General features: G+C 64.4%; 15 protein-coding genes. 6 read left to right on the forward strand and 9 right to left on the reverse strand.

Going from position 1 to position 17,750, the window contains the following annotated elements:
- Window positions 1–42: 42 nt before the first annotated feature.
- From ACSQ3E_RS05110 to ACSQ3E_RS05120, 3 genes are all read right to left on the reverse strand, one after another.
- Window positions 43–1,413 (reverse strand): glutamine synthetase family protein, encoded by a 1,371-nt coding sequence (locus ACSQ3E_RS05110; RefSeq protein ID WP_310322479.1) that lies wholly within the window; start codon window positions 1,411–1,413, stop codon window positions 43–45.
- 104 nt (window positions 1,414–1,517) lie between these two features.
- A complete protein-coding gene (locus tag ACSQ3E_RS05115; RefSeq protein ID WP_310322481.1) occupies window positions 1,518–3,080 on the reverse strand; it encodes an amino acid permease in 1,563 nt (520 codons plus the stop codon).
- Window positions 3,081–3,098: 18 nt separating this feature from the next.
- Window positions 3,099–3,920, reverse strand: coding sequence for an N-formylglutamate amidohydrolase (locus tag ACSQ3E_RS05120; RefSeq protein ID WP_436121847.1), 822 nt, complete (start codon window positions 3,918–3,920; stop codon window positions 3,099–3,101).
- A gap of 159 nt (window positions 3,921–4,079) precedes the next feature.
- On the opposite strand from ACSQ3E_RS05120, the gene ACSQ3E_RS05125 reads away from it, so the two are divergent.
- From ACSQ3E_RS05125 to ACSQ3E_RS05150, 6 genes are all read left to right on the forward strand, one after another.
- Complete coding sequence (locus tag ACSQ3E_RS05125; RefSeq protein WP_310322486.1) at window positions 4,080–4,907, forward strand: MurR/RpiR family transcriptional regulator; 828 nt, start codon at window positions 4,080–4,082, stop codon at window positions 4,905–4,907.
- A gap of 227 nt (window positions 4,908–5,134) precedes the next feature.
- Window positions 5,135–6,295 (forward strand): efflux RND transporter periplasmic adaptor subunit, encoded by a 1,161-nt coding sequence (locus ACSQ3E_RS05130; RefSeq protein ID WP_436121848.1) that lies wholly within the window; start codon window positions 5,135–5,137, stop codon window positions 6,293–6,295.
- A 14-nt stretch (window positions 6,296–6,309) separates the two neighbouring features.
- Complete coding sequence (locus ACSQ3E_RS05135) at window positions 6,310–9,438, forward strand: efflux RND transporter permease subunit (protein ID WP_436121849.1); 3,129 nt, start codon at window positions 6,310–6,312, stop codon at window positions 9,436–9,438.
- Between the two features lie 134 nt (window positions 9,439–9,572).
- Window positions 9,573–10,058, forward strand: a complete 486-nt coding sequence (locus ACSQ3E_RS05140) for a MaoC family dehydratase (RefSeq protein WP_269441453.1) — start codon at window positions 9,573–9,575, stop codon at window positions 10,056–10,058.
- 107 nt (window positions 10,059–10,165) lie between these two features.
- Window positions 10,166–10,816: a TetR/AcrR family transcriptional regulator gene (locus tag ACSQ3E_RS05145; protein ID WP_436121850.1), complete on the forward strand. Its 651-nt coding sequence runs from the start codon at window positions 10,166–10,168 to the stop codon at window positions 10,814–10,816.
- A 123-nt stretch (window positions 10,817–10,939) separates the two neighbouring features.
- A complete protein-coding gene (locus tag ACSQ3E_RS05150; protein WP_310322495.1) occupies window positions 10,940–11,188 on the forward strand; it encodes a DUF680 domain-containing protein in 249 nt (82 codons plus the stop codon).
- Between the two features lie 492 nt (window positions 11,189–11,680).
- Here the strand turns inward: ACSQ3E_RS05150 and ACSQ3E_RS05155 are convergent, their stop codons facing one another.
- The 6 genes from ACSQ3E_RS05155 to ACSQ3E_RS05180 all read right to left on the reverse strand — a co-directional run bounded on the left by ACSQ3E_RS05155 (window position 11,681) and on the right by ACSQ3E_RS05180 (window position 17,602).
- Window positions 11,681–11,896, reverse strand: coding sequence for a hypothetical protein (locus ACSQ3E_RS05155; RefSeq protein WP_436121851.1), 216 nt, complete (start codon window positions 11,894–11,896; stop codon window positions 11,681–11,683).
- A gap of 92 nt (window positions 11,897–11,988) precedes the next feature.
- The gene (locus ACSQ3E_RS05160; RefSeq protein ID WP_436121852.1) at window positions 11,989–12,537 is read right to left on the reverse strand and encodes a sarcosine oxidase subunit gamma; all 549 of its coding nucleotides are present in this window, start codon (window positions 12,535–12,537) and stop codon (window positions 11,989–11,991) included.
- Window positions 12,530–15,523 carry a sarcosine oxidase subunit alpha gene (locus tag ACSQ3E_RS05165; protein ID WP_436121853.1) on the reverse strand — a complete coding sequence of 998 codons (2,994 nt, stop codon included), beginning with the start codon at window positions 15,521–15,523 and terminating at the stop codon, window positions 12,530–12,532. Before ACSQ3E_RS05165 ends, ACSQ3E_RS05160 begins: the two co-directional genes overlap by 8 nt.
- Window positions 15,523–15,903, reverse strand: coding sequence for a sarcosine oxidase subunit delta (locus ACSQ3E_RS05170; protein ID WP_310322504.1), 381 nt, complete (start codon window positions 15,901–15,903; stop codon window positions 15,523–15,525). Before ACSQ3E_RS05170 ends, ACSQ3E_RS05165 begins: the two co-directional genes overlap by 1 nt.
- Window positions 15,904–15,914: 11 nt before the next feature.
- A complete protein-coding gene (locus ACSQ3E_RS05175; protein WP_310322507.1) occupies window positions 15,915–16,349 on the reverse strand; it encodes a hypothetical protein in 435 nt (144 codons plus the stop codon).
- Window positions 16,349–17,602, reverse strand: coding sequence for a sarcosine oxidase subunit beta (locus ACSQ3E_RS05180; RefSeq protein ID WP_055979858.1), 1,254 nt, complete (start codon window positions 17,600–17,602; stop codon window positions 16,349–16,351). Before ACSQ3E_RS05180 ends, ACSQ3E_RS05175 begins: the two co-directional genes overlap by 1 nt.
- Between the last annotated feature and the right edge of the window lie 148 nt (window positions 17,603–17,750).

Raw genomic sequence — 17,750 nt, forward strand, 5'->3', positions numbered from 1 at the left:
CTGGCCGGCAGGCCAAAGGAGGGTCACGCAATGATGGTGACTTTAGTACCGCTCGAAGCCTCTGTGCAGCTCCCAGTCGGTGATGCGGCGGTCGTATTCGAACTGTTCCCAGCGCGCGGTGTGGACGTAGTGGTCGACGACCTCCTCGCCGAGCGCTTCCCTGAGCATCTTCGACGACGCCAGGGTCTCGGTGGCATCGCGCAGGGTCTTTGGAATTTCGGGCAGGCTGGCGGCCTGGTAGGCGTCACCGAAGAACGGCTTCTGCAGCTCGAGCTTCTCGTCGATGCCGGCAAGGCCGGCGGCGATCAGCGCGGCGAAGGCGAGATAGGGGTTGAGGTCGGCGCCGCCGATGCGGCACTCCATGCGAATGCCCTTGGTGCCCTCGCCGCAAAGGCGGAAGCCGGCGGTGCGGTTGTCCTCGCTCCACATGATCTTGGTCGGCGCAAACGTGCCCGACTGGAAGCGCTTGTACGAATTGATGTAGGGCGCCAGGAACCAGGTGAACTCCTTGGCGTATTTGAGCTGGCCGGCCGACCACTGCTGGCCGAGCTTGGACAGGGTCCACTCAGCGCCCTTGTCATAGAACAACGGCGTCTTGCCGTCGGCGCTCCACAGCGAATTGTGGATGTGGCTGGAGTTGCCGGCGAGGCCGTAATTGTACTTGGACATGAACGAGATCGCCTTGCCTTCCGAGGCTGCGATCTCCTTGGCGCCGTTCTTCAGGATGACATGGCGGTCGGCCATCTCGAGAACTTCGGCGTAGCGGACGTTGATCTCTTCCTGGCCCGGGCCCCATTCGCCCTTGGAGTTTTCGATCGGAATGCCGGCGGCTTCCATCTCGTTGCGAAGCCGGCGCATGACGCCTTCTTCCTTGGTGGTGATGCCGATCAGGTAATCGCCGATATAGGGCGATGCGGTGTCGAGGTTCTGCCAGTGCTTGGCGCGGGCGGAATCGTAGGTTTCGGAGAACAGGTAGAATTCGAGCTCGGAGGCGAAATAGGCGAGATAACCGCGATCCTGCAAGCGCCTGACCTGCTTGCGCAGGATGCCGCGTGGTGAGTGCGCCAGATCTTCATGCGTGTGGTGGTCCTGCAGGTCGCAGAGCAGCAGCGCCGTCTTTTCGAGCCAGGGCACGTTACGGATGGTGTTGAGGTCGGGCTTCATGACGAAATCGCCATAGCCCTTCGACCAGCTTGCCGCCTTGTAGCCGGGCACCGGCTCCATATCGATGTCGTTGGCCAGCAAATAGTTGCAGCCATGGGTCTCATCATAGGCGGATTCGACGAAGTACTTGGCCAAAAACCGCTTGCCGACCAGACGGCCCTGCATGTCGACGGCGCAGGCGAGCACCGTGTCGATCTCGCCAGCGGCGACAGCCTTCTTCAACTGATCGAATGAGAGATTTCCAGCCATTTTTGTTCCGCTCCGGGCAATGCCACTTTCAGGTTTTTGGATGATCGAGGGTTTGAAACGAGACGTGGCCGGCGCTTGGCCGGCCACGGCCATATCGAGGACTGTCAGTGTCCGGTTTCGCCGACGGCGCGTTCGGCCGCTTCAATGATCGCCTTGCGCTTCGCGATCTGGTCACCGATGGGCGGCCCCTGGAAGCGTCCTTTTTCAACAGCAAACCAGAGCACGGCGGCCAGCACGACGAAGCCGAGCACGATCCACAGAACCTTGTCGTTCGGCGGCTGGATGGCGATGTAGAAGATGACTGCCATGCCAACGACCGACAGGAAGGTGACCAGCCTGTAGAGCCCGCCAGACATCGCCCATGGACCCGGATTGGGCCATTTCGGCGTGCCATAGGCGAACATCGCCAGCACCAGCGGAATGGTGAACGACAGGAACAGGAACACCAGGGTCGAATTGACGACGATGGTGTAGAGGTTGGTGCCGCCGAACGAAACAAACTGCGCCACGAAGACGTAGATGATTTCGAGGATGGCAGCGACCCAGATCGCCGTCACCGGCGTCCGGTACTTCGGCGACACCGTCGCCATGGCCTTGGAGCCGACCGGCATGCCGTCATCGCGCGAGAACGCAAACAGCATGCGCGATGCGGAAGTGACCGTGGCGAGGCCGCAGAGGAACTGCGTCACGAAAATCAGGAAGTAGAGGACCTGCTTGAACGTTGCCGGCAGGATCGCGTCCATCGTGCCGAAGAACATGCCCCAGCCCTGCTTGGCAGCAGCATCCATATCCGGGATCGCCAGCGTGATCGCGCAGATCATGACCCAGCCGACCAGCGACGACCACAACACGGCCGACACGATACCGCGTGGTACCGAATTGGCGGCATTGACGGTTTCTTCCGACGTGTGGGCAGAGGCGTCGTAGCCCGTGATCGTATAGACCGGCAGCAACAGGCAGAGCAGGAACAGGTAGCCCATGCTGTCGCTTTGCGGGAACACTTCTCCGCCGGCCGGGCCGGAGTAGTTGGTGAAGGTCCACAGCCGCGAGAAATCCAGCGCCGGCGCATAGACGAGACAGGCGACGACCAACGCTGCAGTGGTGGCAAAGATGATGTAGCCGGAAATATCGGTCAGGAACGTCGTGACCTTGATGCCGAGATGATTGAACAGCGCCTGGATGACGGTGATCAGCGTCACGAAGGCAACGACATGACTCGCCGATGCTTCCATGCCGAAATAGCTGCCAAAGGTACCCTGGAAGAAGAGCGCCGTGCCGATGTTGATGGCGCCCATCACCGTGATCAGGCCGAGCAGGTTGAGCCAGGCGGTCAGCCAGCCGGTGAAGCGGTTGCCGAGGATCGATGCCCAGTGATAGAGGCCGCCGGCCGTCGGAAACGCTGACGCGATCTGCGCCATCGACAGAGCGAACATGCCTGAGATGATGCAACCGACAATCCAGCCGATACCAGCACCGGCGCCGCCGATCGACGAGATCGCCTGCGCGAAGGAGTTGATACCGCCCGACAGGATGCAGATGATCGAGAACGAAATCGCGAAATTGGAGAAGCGGCTCATCGACCGCTGGAGTTCCTGGGCATAGCCCATGCTGTGGAGGACTTTGACGTCCTCGCTCTTGTCTTTCTCGGTATAACCAGGTGCTGCCATTTCAGTGTCCCCTTATTGTTATGCCTTCGATTGAGCTGCGCGTCCGTTGCCCGTCTGGAAACCGGGCGCTTCGCCCGCTTCCGGTTCGAGCCCTTCAAAGATGCCCGTGAGCAGATCCGCCCATTTCCGCTGCCCGGTCTGCGCCGAGATTTCGTCGTTGCGGATTTCGATCATCGCGCACGGCAGGCCGCGCGACCTGCCGTGGTGTTCCAGGGTGAAATAGACGCGGTCGGCCGGCGAATAAGGCTCGTTGACGCCAACGGTGATGCCGTCGAGCCCTTGCAGCGCCGCGATCAGTGGCGCGGCGAGCCGGGAGTCCTCGTCATGGATGATGCCAATGTGCCAGGGGCGCGAAACGCCCTTGTAGACCGGAGTGAAGGAATGGACAGACACCAGTCTCGTCTCCCGCCCTTCGCGGAGCCGCTCCGCAACGACCTCGTCGATCGCCTCGTGGAACGGGCGCCACGATAGCGCGATTCGCGCCTCGCGCTGAGAGGCGGTCAAAGCAGCATTGCCGGGTATGGCTGTCGTTTCGCTGATCTCCGGGATCAGGTCATGGGCAGCGAGCGGCCGATTGCAGTCGATGGCGAGCCGCGACACGCAGGATTCGACAAGCGTGGCGTCGAGGCCCTCGGCCATTCGCCGCGATACAGGCAAGGCGCCCGGATCCCAGGCGATGTGGCGCAGCATCTCGGACGCGTCGAGACCGAGCGTGCCGTAGCCTGCGGGGAGCTGATTGGAGGCGTGGTCGCACAGGATGACAAAGGGGCTGCGCCCGGCCCGGTTTGTCACCCGGACGGCATTCGACATTGCACGCGCAGCGGCCTGGCCCGTTCCCATTCAGTCATCCCCGGGGCCGTATCGTATGTTACGTATTTTTGTTCATTGCACCCCTGTGGATGATTTCATACACTTTGCGAGAGTTTGTCAAATGTCATTTCAGGCCTGAACCAGACCGAGCGCTGGGCCAGTGCGGCAACCGATAAAGCAGGGGATGAGATGGTTTCGAGCGTTGCCGAACTGATCACCGAAAAGATCGACACCATGCCGGCAGGCGAGCGCCGGGCGGCACAGACGCTGATCGCCTCCTACCCGCTGATCGGACTGAAGACGGTGGCCGAATTCTCGCAGCAAGCCGGCGTGTCCTCGCCCACCATCCTGCGCTTCGTCGCCAGGCTGGGTTTCCAGAACTATCCCGAATTCCAGTCCGCACTGCAGGACGAGCTGGCCGCCCAGCTGCAATCGCCAGCGTCGCGCACGACGACGACGCCATCGCTGCTGCCCGCCTCGACAGCACCCATTCTCGAAGCCGTGCTCGAAAACATCCGCGAGACGTTCCGGCACATCTCCGACCGGCAGCTCGCCGACATCGTTACCCAGCTGGCCGGGCCGAAGGGGCATGTCTACCTCGTCGGCGGGCGCTTCACCGACCCGCTGGCGCGTTACATGGCCGCCCATCTCAATCTGATTCGGCCCGACGTCACCCATCTGGTCGGCCAGGAAAGCCTGTGGCGCGACAAGCTGATCGACATGAGCAAGCGCGACACGCTGCTGATCTTCGATATCAGGCGCTACCAGGACAGCCTGATCCGTTTCGCCGAGAAGGCCCATGCCAGGGGCGCCACCATCGTCCTGTTCACCGACCAGTGGCTGTCGCCGATCGCGCGTTTCGCCCGCCATGTCATTGCCGGGCGCACGGCGGTGCCGTCAGCCTGGGACTCGTCCTCAGCACTGTTCGTCGCCGCCGAAACGGTCATTGGCGCGTTGACCAGCAAGCTCGAGACGGAAGCGGCAAGACGCATCCGCGCCATCGAGGACCTGCGCTGAGCGCGGCCAATCCTGCAAATATTACGCAGATTTAATGTGCTAGGCGCCGAGAATTGCCCTAAGCCTCGGCTGACGAACTAGGCTATACTGGCGCGCCCTTGCGGGCTTGCGCCCGGTTGCCGACGAACGATCACTTGGCGAGGTGCGGCGACGGCGCAGTGCTTTGCCAGCGATGAGAAGCCACGTGTTCCCGAGCGGAACGAAAAACGCAGCAGACCGGAGTACGCATGGCCGCCTGGAAGCAGATTGTCTTGGCAATTGTCATTGTACTTGCGGCAGCCGCCGGATGGGTGCTGCTGGTGCCAAGCTCGCGCACGGTTCTGGCCAGCTGGGGTATCGACTGGGCCCAGGCTAAGACAGAACAGCCGCAAGCGGCAGCGCGTGGCGGCAGCGGCGGCAACCGCCAAGGCGGCAATCGCGGCGGCCAGCCGCAGACGCCTGTCGTGACCCAGACCGTGGCGTCGGGCACGATCAACGACAGGCTGTCGGCGATCGGTACCGGACGGGCGCTCAACTCGGTCGTCATCAACCCATATGCCTCCGGGCGGCTGACCGAGATCTCGGTCGCTGCCGGCGAGAAGATCACGGCGGGCACCGTGATTGCCCGGCTCGATTCGGATTCGGAAGAGATTGCGCTCGAACGCGCCCGCATCGCCCAGGGCGACGCCGAGGCCTCGCTGGAGCGCATCAAGGCGCTGCGCGCCACCAACACGGCGACGACTGTGCAGCTCAAGGAAGCGGAACTCGCCGTCGAGAATGCGCGCCTTGCCGTGCGCGACGCAGCGCTTGCACTCGACCGCCGCACCATCACCGCACCCATTGCCGGCATCGTCGGCATCCTGCCCGTCGAGGCCGGCAACTACGTCACCAGCCAGACCACCATCGCCACCATCGACGACCGCTCCAGGATCATCGTCGACATCTGGGTGCCGGAGCGCTTCACCGGGCTGATTTCAGTCGGCGCGCCGCTGACCGCAAGCTCGGTCGCGCGGCCCGGCCGGGTGTTCGAGGGTGAGGTCAGCGCCGTCGACAACCGCCTCGACGAACAGAGCCGCACGCTGCGCATCCAGGCGCGCATCGACAATGACGACGACGCGCTGCGCGCCGGCATGTCGTTCCAGGTCGCGATGCAGTTTCCCGGCGACACCTATCCCTCGGTCGATCCCTTAGCGATCCAGTGGGGCGGCGACGGCGCGTTCGTCTGGGCGCTCGACAACGGCAAGGCCAAGCGCGTGCCGGTGCGCATCATCCAGCGCAATACCGACAGCGTGCTGGTGCAGGCAGCACTGACATCAGGCGACAAGGTGGTTACCGAAGGCATCCACACAGTGCGCGAAGGCGCCGAGCTTTTGATCGCCGGCCGCGAAGCCGCCGGCAGCGGCTCCTGAGCGGGGGCGCCGACATGAGCACCATGCAGAACGAGAACGCAGAAAAAGGCATCACCGCACTATTCGTGCGCCGGCCGGTGCTGGCCTTCGTCATCAACACGCTGATCGTTGTTGCCGGCCTCGCTGCCTTCTACGGCGTCGAGGTGCGTGAGCTGCCCGACGTCGACCGGCCGGTCATCACCGTGTCGACCACCTATTCCGACGCGGCCGCCGAAATCGTCGACCGCGAGGTGACGGCGGTGGTCGAGGGTGCTGTGGCGCGCGTCACCGGCGTCAAGTCGATCTCTTCGAGCTCGTCTTACGGCAACAGCCGCGTGACGGTCGAATTCAACGACGGCGTCGACCTCAACGTCGCCGCCTCCGACATGCGCGATGCCGTCGGCCGGGTGACCAATTCGCTGCCCGACGACGCGGACGCGCCGCGCATCGTCAAGGCCGACGCCAACGCAGATGCGGTGATGCGGCTGGCGGTGACCTCCGACACCATGCCTGTCGAGGACATGACCATCCTGGTCGAGGACCAGATCGTCGACACGCTGGCCGCCGTCGACGGCGTCGCCGACGTGCAGACCTATGGCGACCGCGCCAAGATATTCCGTGTCGACATCGACCAGGCCAAGGTGGCAAGCCTCGGCCTGACACTGGCCGACATCTCGAATGCGCTGGCGAGCGTCTCCTTCGACGCACCGGCAGGCTCGCTGACCGTCGGCAACCAGGACCTGATCGTCCGCGCCAGCGCTGCTGTGACGACCCCCGAGGCCTTCGAGAGCATCATCATCAACGGCAAGACCAAACTTGGCGACGTCGCCACCGTCACACTCGGCGGCGACCCCGGCTCGACCTCACTGCGCTCCGACGGCAAGACCGGCATCGGCATCGGCATCGTGCGCCAGGCGCAGTCGAGCACGCTCGACATCTCAAAGGGCGTGCGCGCGGCAGCAGAGAAGATCCAGACCACCCTGCCCGCAGGCATGACTATCCGCGTCACCTCCGACGACGCGACCTTCGTCCAGGGCGCCATCCACGAGGTCGAGATCGCGCTGATCCTGTCGGTGACGATCGTGCTGATCGTCATCTACGCCTTCCTGCAGGACTGGCGCGCGACGCTGATCCCGGGCTTTGCCATGCCGGTGGCGATGATCGGCACCATCGCCGGCATCTATCTCGCCGGCTTCTCGGTCAACATCCTGACACTTCTGGCGCTGGTGCTGGCGACTGGCCTTGTCGTCGACGACGCCATCGTCGTGCTCGAAAACATCGTGCGCCGCCGCAATGAAGGCATGGGCCCGCGCGCGGCTGCCGTGCTCGGCACGCAGGAGGTGTTTTTCGCGGTGGTGGCAACGACGGCAACGCTTGCCGCGGTGTTCATCCCGATCTCGTTCCTGCCCGGCCAGACCGGCGGCCTGTTCCGCGAGTTCGGCTTCGTTTTGGCGATCTCGGTGCTGCTGTCGTCGATCGTGGCGCTGTCGCTGTGCCCGATGCTGGCCTCGCGCATGCTGACCGAAAAGAGCATAGAGCACAGCCATGGCGGCGTGCTCGGCAAGGTCGGCACCAAGCTCGCCGCGCTCTACAAGCGCTGTCTGCATGCCTGCCTCAATGCGCCTGCCATCGTCATCCTGGTGTCGCTGCTGTTTGCGGGTGCTGCCTATGTCGCCTTCGGCAGCGTGCGCCAGGAGCTGACGCCGACCGAGGACCGCTCGCTGGTGATGCTGCGTGTTTCGGCCCCGCAGGGCGTCAGCCTCGACTACACCGCCTCGCAGTTGCGCCGCATCGAGAGCCTGATCGAGCCGCTGCGCAAGTCGGGCGAGATCGAGAGCACTTTCGTTAGCGCCGGCATGGGCAATAACAACAATAGCGGCTTCATGGTGCTGTCGCTGGCACCGTGGAGCGAGCGCAGCCGCACCCAGCAAGAAATCGCTGCCGACATCCTGGCCCGCACCAGCCAGGTGCCCGGCGTGCGCACCACCGTCGGCCAGCCCAACAGCCTGGGCATCCGCGGCGCCGGCAACGGCCTGCAGTTCGCCCTGATCGGCAACAGCTATGCCGACCTCGGCACCGCCGCCACCAAGGTGCTGGCCGAGATGGAGAAGGATCCGCGCTTCCGCCAGCCGCGGCTTTCGACCGACGCCAACCAGCCGCAGCTGTTTGTCACCGTCGACCGCGAGCGCGCCTCCGACCTCGGCATCGACATCAAGGGGCTGTCGCCCGCCCTGCAGGCCATGCTCGACGGCCGCAAGATCACCAGCGTGTTCATCGAGGACCGCAGCTACGACGTGAAGCTGGTCTCGACCACCAACCCGATCAACGATTCGACCGACCTCGAAAATATCTTCATCCGGACGACCGACGGCCGCTTCGTGCCGGTGTCGACGATCGCCACGCTCAGCGAACGCGCCGTGCCGCCGTCGCTGTCACGCGAACAGCAGCAGCGCTCGGTCGCCATCACCGCCGGGCTTGCCGATGACTTCGCGCTCGGCGACGCGCTGAAGGAGGCCGAGCAGATCGCAGCGCCGGTGCTGCCCGCCGGCAGCCGCCTGCTGCCGCTCGCCGAGGCGGCGACGCTGAACGAGACCAGCGGCAGCATGCTGACGATCTTCGGCTTTGCGATTGTCATCATCCTGCTGGTGCTGGCGGCACAGTTCGAGAGTTTCGTTTCGGCGGTCATCATCATGGCGACCGTGCCGCTCGGCCTCGCCTGCGCCGTCTTCGCGTTGATCCTGACCGGCACCTCGCTCAACGCCTACAGCCAGATCGGGCTCGTGCTGCTTGTCGGCGTCATGGCCAAGAACGGCATCCTCGTGGTCGAATTCGCCAACCAGCTGCGCGACCGCGGCATGGGCGTGCGCCAGGCGATCGAGGAAGCGGCGACCATCCGCTTGCGGCCAGTGATGATGACGATGATCTGTACCGTGCTCGGCGGCCTGCCCTTGGTGCTGGCGCAAGGTGCCGGCGCGGAAGCCCGCATCGCGCTCGGCTGGGTGATCGTCGGTGGCCTCGGGCTTGCCACGCTCTCGACCCTGTTCCTGACGCCGGTGGCCTATCTGCTGCTCGGCCGCTTCATCACGCCCAAGGTTGCCGAGGAGAGCCGCCTCAAGCGTGAGCTCGAGGAAGCCGCCTACACCGGCGTGGAACCGGCCGAATAGCAAAATCATCTGCTGATACTGGCCAATCTGCGACTGATTTGCCGCCGCAAGCGATGACATGGCGTGTCTGATTCTGTATCAGTCCTCGCAGTTAACAGCGCCGCATGACTTTTTCTTATGCAGGACAGGATGCAATGAGCCTGAAATCGATCACCCTCGACGAACTTCAGGCCAACCTCGGCAAGGAGGTTGGCGTCTCACCATGGCGCACCGTCACCCAGCTGATGATCGACCAGTTTGCGGACGCCACCGACGACCACCAGTTCATCCATTGCGACCCTGACCGCGCCGCAGCCGAGACGCCCTTTGGCGGCACCATCGCGCATGGCTTCCTGACCTTGTCACTGCTTTCGGCGATGACCTTCGACACGCTGCCCTCGCTCGAAGGCGGCAGCATGGGCATCAACCAGGGTTTCGAGGAGCTGAAGTTCGTCGCTCCTGTGAAGACCGGCTCGCGCATCCGCACCCGCTTCGTGCTGTCGGGCCTGAAAATCCGCCCGTCGGGCTGGATCCAGGCGACGCATGACGTGACGATCGAGATCGAGGACCAGAAGAAGCCGGCCCTCACCGCGCGCTGGCTGACGATGACCTTCGTCGAGCCCAAGCGCGAAACAGCCTGACCCCTCCGTTTTAGTCCCGATGAGCTACGTCGTCGCTCGCCTTGCCGCATCATGGCGCGGCGTATAGACTCGTTCGATCAGATCACGGGAAGCAGTAGGGCGGTTTCTTGTCCAGCAGTGCAGCACAGCGACGCGAACTCCAGAAGGCTGAACTCAGGGCCGAACTGGTGGCGGCGGCCCACGCGCTGGTGCGCGAAGAAGGCTATGAAGGCCTGACGATCCGCAAGCTCGCCACGCGCGTCGGATATGCGCCGATGTCGGTCTATTCCTATTTCGCCGACAAGCAGGAAATCCTGATGGCGCTGGCCGAGGATGCCTTCGTCGACCTGGCACAGCGGATGCGGCAAAGCCAGTCCGACGATCCCATCAAGGCGTTGCGCGCAGCGCTCACCGAATATGCCAAGTTCGGCCTCGGCAATCCGAATGAATACCGCACCGTGTTCATGACCGAAAAGCTGAAGCACCCGCCCGAAGAGTCGTTCGACGAGATGGAACGGGAGAACCCGGCGTTCCAGATCATCATCGAGCTGGTGCGGGCTTGTCTCGCCGCCGGCGTGCTGAAGGGCGACGCCCGCGCCATCTCCACGGCGCTGTGGACCGTCGCCCATGGCTCGGTTTCGCTGCTGATCACCTTCCCTTTCTACCCCTTCGGCGATCCAATGGCCTATGTGATGCGGATGGGCGACCTTGCCCTGGCCGGCCTTGCCGCCAGCGAGACGCCGCCGCTCACCGACGAACCCGGCAAGTGCCCTGGGTAGCAGTGCAGTCAGTGCATCCAAATTAATTTCGTACGCGTACGGTTTACCCCTTGCAAAACGCAAGGTGCGGCCGTATCTGTAAGTTGTATCGTACATGTACGGCAAAAATTTACGGAGATGACAATGCGACGGACTATTCTGGCGCTCGCGGCTCTCGCCGCGACGAGCGGCTTTGCAATGGCAAACGACACCCACAAGACGACGCACGCCCCGGCTGCGTGCACCCAGACCATCTCGGGCCAGAAGCTCGACTGTGGTTCAACCGGCTCCATCAAGGCCGACAAGGGCCCGCAGACGACCAACTCGATCAGCGCGGACAAGCCGCGCATCGGCATCGACGTCAATCCCTGGATCGTGCCGACCTTCAACTGAGCGTTCTCTCAGGACCTCCAGAAAAGCCGCCCATCCCAGGGCGGCTTTTTCGTTTGTGGGGGGTGCTTGTCGGGTACGCAGCTGAGCGGGATCTTCGCTGAGGGGGTTGCAGGCTTTGCTTGGACCGACGCCGCGGCTCGAACGTCACGGCATGGATCCTAGGGTCTCCGCGACGTCGCTGCGCTCCTGCTTCGCCCTAGGATGACGAAGGCATGGAAGCTTGCGGCAGATCTCCAAGGTTTGCACCTGGCAGAAACGCCCGAAGGCTGTTGCCAAGACGATCACCGGCCAAGATGGGTCATCGACGCGACGGGATGATACACTAACGCTACTTGGCAATCTCCGACGTCGGCGACTAGCCGAAGGCCCTCACGCATTCGTCATCCTAGGGCGGAGCAGGAGCGTAGCTCCGTCGCGGAGACCCTAGGATCCATGCCGTGACCTAGCCGCCAGTTGGGTGGTTCGGATGGCGCGCAGCATGGAAGGCAGACCCTAGTGCTTCCCGCCCTTCTCATCGCCAACAGGCGAACCGGAAATCGTCGTCGAGGTGACCGATACGGGATCGCTGGCCGGAAAGCTGTCTTCCAGGCCCTCGTCGAGCTCTTCCTGCAGGACGTGCTGGTCCTTGGGCCGTTCGTCGCTGCGGCGCGCACGCCTTTCGCGCTTGGGCCGCATCTGGCCTGGGCTTGATACGGGCGTGGATGGCATTGCTTTGTCCTCTCGTCAACGTCGAGAACAAACGCCTGCCCTGCCCCGAGGTTCCGGGGCAAGGCGTGTCTTCTGCTGACGGCTCGCGCGGACTAGCCGTCGCGCGCGGCTTCGGACAGGAAGCCCCAGACATAGTCGGAGAACGAGCGCCAGCACTCGACGCGGAAGGCATCCTCGCCGGTCCTGAGCAGCACCATCTCGACCTTGCCGAGCACGGTGCGCGAGGCGGCACCCACAGGGAAAGCCTGAAGCGACAGGTCCTGCGGGCAGCCGGCATTGATGGTGGCAGCGGCATTGGGGCCGACAACCGCGATGCCGACATTGCGGTGCGAGACGTCGACCGCCGAATGCAGGCCCTTGACCGAAGCGCAGTCGGCAACCGGATCGCCGCCGGCCTCGTCGATGACGAGCCATTCGTCCGGGCCGAGCCAGAGCACGGTGCGGCCGGCTTTGGCGGCCGAGCTCTTGGCCTTCTCCGGCAGGGCTATGCCGAGCGCCTTGGACAGCGCGGCGATGGCGGCCGGACGGGCGCGCAGCGACATGCGGTGTGCCGGCTCCAGCACCTTGAGCGAAACACCGTGCCCGCCGAGGCTCTTGCCGGCATGGGCCAGCTGACGGGTTGCGATTGCGACCTTAGCCATTGAGGCGGTCTCCCTTCTCGTCGAAGAACACGGTTCCGGTGACTTCCACCTCGATGACCCCGTCGGGCATCGGCACGTAGAGCGTTTCGCCGATGCGGTCACGCCCACCCAGGACAAGACCCATGGCGATCGAGCGGTCGCAATTGGCCGACCAGTAGCTCGAGGTGACGTGGCCGATCATCTTCATCGGGATGGCCTGCTTGGGGTTCTCGACGATCTGGGCGCCCTCTTCGAGCACCGTGCGCGGATCCTTGGTCTTGAGGCCGACGAGCTGCTTGCGGCCCTTGGCGACGAGGTCGGGACGCATCATGCCGCGAATACCGACGAAGTCGGTCTTCTTCTTGCCGACGGCCCAGTCGAGGCCGGCGTCATTGGGCGTGACGGTGCCGTCGGTATCCTGTCCGACGATGATGTAGCCCTTCTCGGCGCGCAGCACGTGCATCGCCTCGGTACCATAGGCGCAGGCGCCGTGCTTCTGGCCTTCGGCCCACAGCGCTTCCCAGACGGCGCGGCCATAGTCGGCCGGCACGTTGACTTCGAAGCCGCGGTCGCCGGTGAACGACATGCGGAACAGCCGGGTCGGCACGCCGCAGATCTTGCCCTCACGCACCGACATGTGCGGCATCGCCTCGTCGGACATATCGATACCCTCAACCAGCGGCGCGATGATATCGCGCGAGTTGGGGCCCTGGACGGCGATGACCGCCCACTGCTCGGAAACAGAGGTCAGCCAGACGTCGAGATTGGGGAATTCGGTCTGGAGATAGTCCTCCATGTGGTTCATGACGCGGGCAGCACCGCCGGTCGTCGTGGTGACGTGGAAGCGGTCCTGCGCCAGGCGGCCGACCACGCCGTCGTCATAGATGAAACCGTCCTCGCGCAGCATGATGCCATAGCGGCAGCGGCCGACTTCGAGCTTCTCCCACGGGTTGGTGTAGAGCAGCTCCATGAACTTGGCGGCGTCCGGGCCGACGACCTCGATCTTGCCGAGGGTCGAGGCGTCGAACAGGCCAGCAGACTTGCGCACGGTGACGCATTCACGGTCAACGGCGGCGTGCATGTCTTCGCCGGCACGCGGGAAATACCAGGCACGCTTCCACTGGCCGACATCCTCGAACACCGCACCATGGCTCTCGGCCCAGCTGTGGGTCGGGGTCTTGCGCGTCGGGTCGAATAGGCCATGGCGGGCATGGTTGACGATGGCGCCGAAGGTGACAGGCGTGTAGGGCGCGCGGAAGGTGGTGAGGCCGACGGCCGGGATGTCCTTGTTCAACGCCTCGGCCGCGATGGCGAGGCCGTGCATGTTGGACGTCTTGCCCTGGTCGGTGGCCATGCCATTGGTGGTGAAGCGCTTGACGTGCTCGATCGAGCGCATGCCCTCATGCACCGCCTGGCGGATGTCCTTGGCGGTGACGTCGTTCTGGAAGTCGACGAACGCCTTGACCGTGGTACCGGCGCCGGCGCCCGGACCTGAGCCCAGCATACCGCCGGTCCAGCCTTCGGAAGCCTCGACCTTGAGCGCCACGCCCTTGGACGACTTGGCACCGGCGTCACGGGCGGCATTGGCACCCGCTTCGAGCGCCTGCGCGACGGTGTCTTCGAGCGAGTCGGAGCCGTTGCAGGCGCCGACCGAGACGCAATCCTGGGCGTAGGTGCCGGGCAGGAAGCGCTTGGTGGCGTCGTCGAAGGCGACCTTGCCGCGCGACTGCGAGAACATGTGCACCGACGGCGTCCAGCCGGCGGACATCAAGAGCGCATCGACGGCGATCGTGCGCTCGGCGCCGCCGCCCTTGGCCTGCACGGTCATCGACTTGATGCGCTGGCTGCCATTGGCGCTGGTGACCGCACGGCCATGATTGACCTCGATGCCGAGCGCGCGGGCCTCGTCGACGAGGGCGCCGGACGGGTTGTCACGCAGGTCGACGATGGCAGCGACGCCGACGCCGGCCTTCTTGAGGTCGATGGCCGCGGCATAGGCGCTGTCGTTGGCGGTGTAGACGCCGACATTCTTGCCGACGACAACGCCGTAATGGTTGAGGAAGGTGCGCGCGGCGGATGCCAGCATTACGCCCGGGCGGTCGTTGTTGGCGAACACCATGTGACGCTCGATGGCACCGGTGGCGATGACCACGCGCTTCGCGCGGACCTGCCATAGCCGCTCGCGCGGCTCGTCGCGGCCGGGACGCGCCAGATGGTCGGTGACGCGCTCGACGAGGCCGACGAAATTCTGGGCGTAGTAGCCGAAGGCGGTGGTGCGCGACAGCACGGTGACGTTGTCCATGGCGGTGAGTTTCGCCACCGTCGACTGGGCCCAGCTCCAGCCGTCCTGGCCGTCGATGACCGCACCCTTTTCATAGCGCAAAGCGCCGCCGAAATCGGCCTGCTCGTCGCAGATGATGACCCGCGCCCCGGTTTCAGCCGCAGCGAGAGCGGCAGCCAGGCCGGCAGCGCCACCGCCGAGCACCAGCACCTCGCAATGGGCGTAGCGGGCTGAATAGTGGTCGGGATCGGGCTGGTCGGGGGCGACGCCGAGACCAGCGGCCGCACGGATGTTGGGCTCGTAGAACTTGTGCCAGGCAGCCTTCGGCCACATGAAGGTCTTGTAGTAGAAGCCGGCCGAGAACATCGGCGACGCCAGGTCGTTGACAGCCCCGACGTCGAAGGAAAGCGACGGCCAGCGGTTCTGCGAGTTGACGGTTAGCCCGTCATAAAGCTCCTGCACGGTGGCGCGCACATTGGGCGTCTTGCGCGCGGCATCACGTTCGACCGTCACCAGCGCGTTCGGCTCCTCGGCACCGGCAGAGAGGATGCCGCGCGGACGGTGATACTTGAACGAGCGGCCAACGAGATGGACGCCATTGGCGAGCAGCGCCGACGCCACGGTGTCGCCGGCGAGGCCGGTCATCGACTTGCCGTCGAAGGTGAAGCGCGCGGTTTTGGCCGGCGTCAGGCGGCCCTGGCCGGAAATGCGGTACGTACCGGCCATCATGCCTCTCCCTTGGTCGAGCGTTTTGCCTTGGGCTTTTCGTTGAGCTGGTCAGGCGGGCGATTGGCCCAGGCGGCAGGGCCAGCGTCTGCAGCGAGCTTGGTCAGGTCCGGCTTGGGCTCGCCGGCCTTATAGGTCAGAAGGAAACGGTCGGTGATGGTGTCACGGGCCGCATTGAAGAAACGCGCGCAGCCATGGATGTGGCGCCAGCGCTCGAAGATGACGCCCTTCGGGTTCGAGCGGATGAAGAAGAACTTCTCGAAGTCCTCGTCGCTCTCAGCGGCGATGTTGGTCGAGCGCGCGATATGCGCCTCGCCGGCGTTGCGGAACTCGAGCTCGGGACGCTCTTCCTCGCAGTAGGGGCAGTGAATGAGAAGCATCTGGATGATCCCTAGAGTTCGCCGGGGCCGACAATGGTGCCTTGCGGCTGGTCGCAGAGCCGCTGCCCCAAAGCCTCGAACGGGGCGACGCGCTTGATCAGCGCCTCGACGTTGTCGGCCGGCAGGAACAGGTCGCGGCTTGAGATGTTGAGAAAAGTGAGCTCAAACGGATTGGCCGAGACGATGACGTGCCGTCCGGGCGCAGCGTCATGCTCGTCGTCGGGATCGTCGGGCGTTTCGATGAAAGAAACGACCCTGCGTCCGCCGCTCCACACGCAGGCGAGCAGGCCCGAGGCGACCGAGAACGGCCATTCCGCCTCATTGTCGCTACGGCTGATCGTCTGCAGCCGGACCTCGCTGGCATCGGGTACGTGCAGCATGCCCTTTTCGTCGGCGAGGACGAAGGGCGCGGCAACAGCCGCTATGGTGGCGGCGAGCGTTGTCATCAGTGGGCGACGGCCGCGGCTGCCGCCTCGTCGATGAGACGGCCGGTGCGGAAGCGCTCGATGGTGAAAGGCGCGTTGATCGGGTGCGGCTCGTCACGCGCGATGGTGTGGGCAAAGACGTTGCCCGAACCCGGCGTCGCCTTGAAGCCGCCCGTGCCCCAGCCGCAATTGACGTAGAGGCCCGGCACCGGCGTCTTGGCCAGGATCGGCGAACGGTCAGGCGTGACGTCGACGATGCCGCCCCACGAGCGCAGCATCTTCATGCGCGTGAACATCGGGAACATCTCGCAGATGGCGTCGAGCGTGTGGTTGATGATGTGCAGGCCGCCGGTCTGCGAATAGGAGATGTACTGGTCGGTGCCGGCGCCGATGACCAGCTCGCCCTTGTCGGACTGCGAGATGTAGGCATGCACGGTGTTGGACATGACGACACAGGGGAACACGGGCTTGACCGGCTCCGACACCAGCGCCTGCAGCGGATAGCTTTCGAGCGGCATGCGCACGCCGGCCATGTTCATGATGACCGAGGTGTGGCCGGCGGCGACGACGCCGACCTTCTTGGCGCCGATGAAACCCTTCGAGGTTTCGACGCCCGACACCCGGCCGTCCGGCGTGCGGCGCACGCCGGTGACTTCGCAGTTCTGGATGATGTGGACGCCGCGGTCGGACGCGCCGCGGGCATAACCCCAGGCAACCGCGTCGTGGCGGGCGGTGCCGCCGCGGCGCTGCAGCGAAGCACCTACGACCGGGTAGCGCGCCGACGCCGAAATGTTGAGCGGCGGGCAGAACTCCCTGGCCTGCTCGGGCGTCAGCCATTCATTGTCGATGCCGTTCAGCCTGTTGGCATGCACGTGGCGCTTCAGCACCTGCACGTCATGGACGTTGTGTGCCAGCATCATGACGCCGCGCGCCGAATACATGACGTTGTAGTTGAGGTCCTGGCTGAGGCCGTCCCACAGCTTCAGCGCATGATCGTAGATGCCGGCCGATTCGTCATAGAGGTAGTTGGAGCGGATGATGGTGGTGTTGCGACCGGTGTTGCCACCGCCGAGCCAGCCCTTTTCCAGCACCGCGACATTGGTGATGCCGTGCTCCTTGGCGAGATAATAGGCGGTTGCCAGGCCATGGCCGCCAGCGCCGACGATGATGACATCGTATTCGCTTTTCGGCTCGGGCGAGGACCACTGTTCCTCCCAGCCCTTGTGTCCCCGCATCGCCTCACGGGCTATGGCAAAAACCGAATATTTCCGCATTTTTTCAGTGCCTCGCTGATGCCGGAAGCTTGGGAGCGCGAGGTGTAGCACTAGCGAAATCCGACGACCAGCCTTGCACTGTTTGCGACGACGCCTGCCGTTTTGCGCCACCTATTTACGACAGCAGTTTTGCCGCCGATCTTGCCGG

The sequence above is a fragment of the Aminobacter sp. LjRoot7 genome (genome assembly GCF_964252895.1).
In the GTDB taxonomy this organism is placed as follows: Bacteria; Pseudomonadota; Alphaproteobacteria; order Rhizobiales; family Rhizobiaceae; genus Aminobacter; species Aminobacter aminovorans_B.

What these genes read in the sequence shown, in the direction of transcription:
- ACSQ3E_RS05110 (WP_310322479.1), bottom strand. Translation starts at nt 1,413, where the DNA reads ATGGCTGGAAATCTCTCATTCGATCAGTTGAAGAAGGCTGTCGCCGCT.
- ACSQ3E_RS05115 (WP_310322481.1), bottom strand. Translation starts at nt 3,080, where the DNA reads ATGGCAGCACCTGGTTATACCGAGAAAGACAAGAGCGAGGACGTCAAA.
- ACSQ3E_RS05120 (WP_436121847.1), bottom strand. Translation starts at nt 3,920, where the DNA reads ATGGGAACGGGCCAGGCCGCTGCGCGTGCAATGTCGAATGCCGTCCGG.
- ACSQ3E_RS05125 (WP_310322486.1), top strand. Translation starts at nt 4,080, where the DNA reads ATGGTTTCGAGCGTTGCCGAACTGATCACCGAAAAGATCGACACCATG.
- ACSQ3E_RS05130 (WP_436121848.1), top strand. Translation starts at nt 5,135, where the DNA reads ATGGCCGCCTGGAAGCAGATTGTCTTGGCAATTGTCATTGTACTTGCG.
- ACSQ3E_RS05135 (WP_436121849.1), top strand. Translation starts at nt 6,310, where the DNA reads ATGAGCACCATGCAGAACGAGAACGCAGAAAAAGGCATCACCGCACTA.
- ACSQ3E_RS05140 (WP_269441453.1), top strand. Translation starts at nt 9,573, where the DNA reads ATGAGCCTGAAATCGATCACCCTCGACGAACTTCAGGCCAACCTCGGC.
- ACSQ3E_RS05150 (WP_310322495.1), top strand. Translation starts at nt 10,940, where the DNA reads ATGCGACGGACTATTCTGGCGCTCGCGGCTCTCGCCGCGACGAGCGGC.
- ACSQ3E_RS05155 (WP_436121851.1), bottom strand. Translation starts at nt 11,896, where the DNA reads ATGCCATCCACGCCCGTATCAAGCCCAGGCCAGATGCGGCCCAAGCGC.
- ACSQ3E_RS05160 (WP_436121852.1), bottom strand. Translation starts at nt 12,537, where the DNA reads ATGGCTAAGGTCGCAATCGCAACCCGTCAGCTGGCCCATGCCGGCAAG.
- ACSQ3E_RS05165 (WP_436121853.1), bottom strand. Translation starts at nt 15,523, where the DNA reads ATGGCCGGTACGTACCGCATTTCCGGCCAGGGCCGCCTGACGCCGGCC.
- ACSQ3E_RS05170 (WP_310322504.1), bottom strand. Translation starts at nt 15,903, where the DNA reads ATGCTTCTCATTCACTGCCCCTACTGCGAGGAAGAGCGTCCCGAGCTC.
- ACSQ3E_RS05175 (WP_310322507.1), bottom strand. Translation starts at nt 16,349, where the DNA reads ATGACAACGCTCGCCGCCACCATAGCGGCTGTTGCCGCGCCCTTCGTC.
- ACSQ3E_RS05180 (WP_055979858.1), bottom strand. Translation starts at nt 17,602, where the DNA reads ATGCGGAAATATTCGGTTTTTGCCATAGCCCGTGAGGCGATGCGGGGA.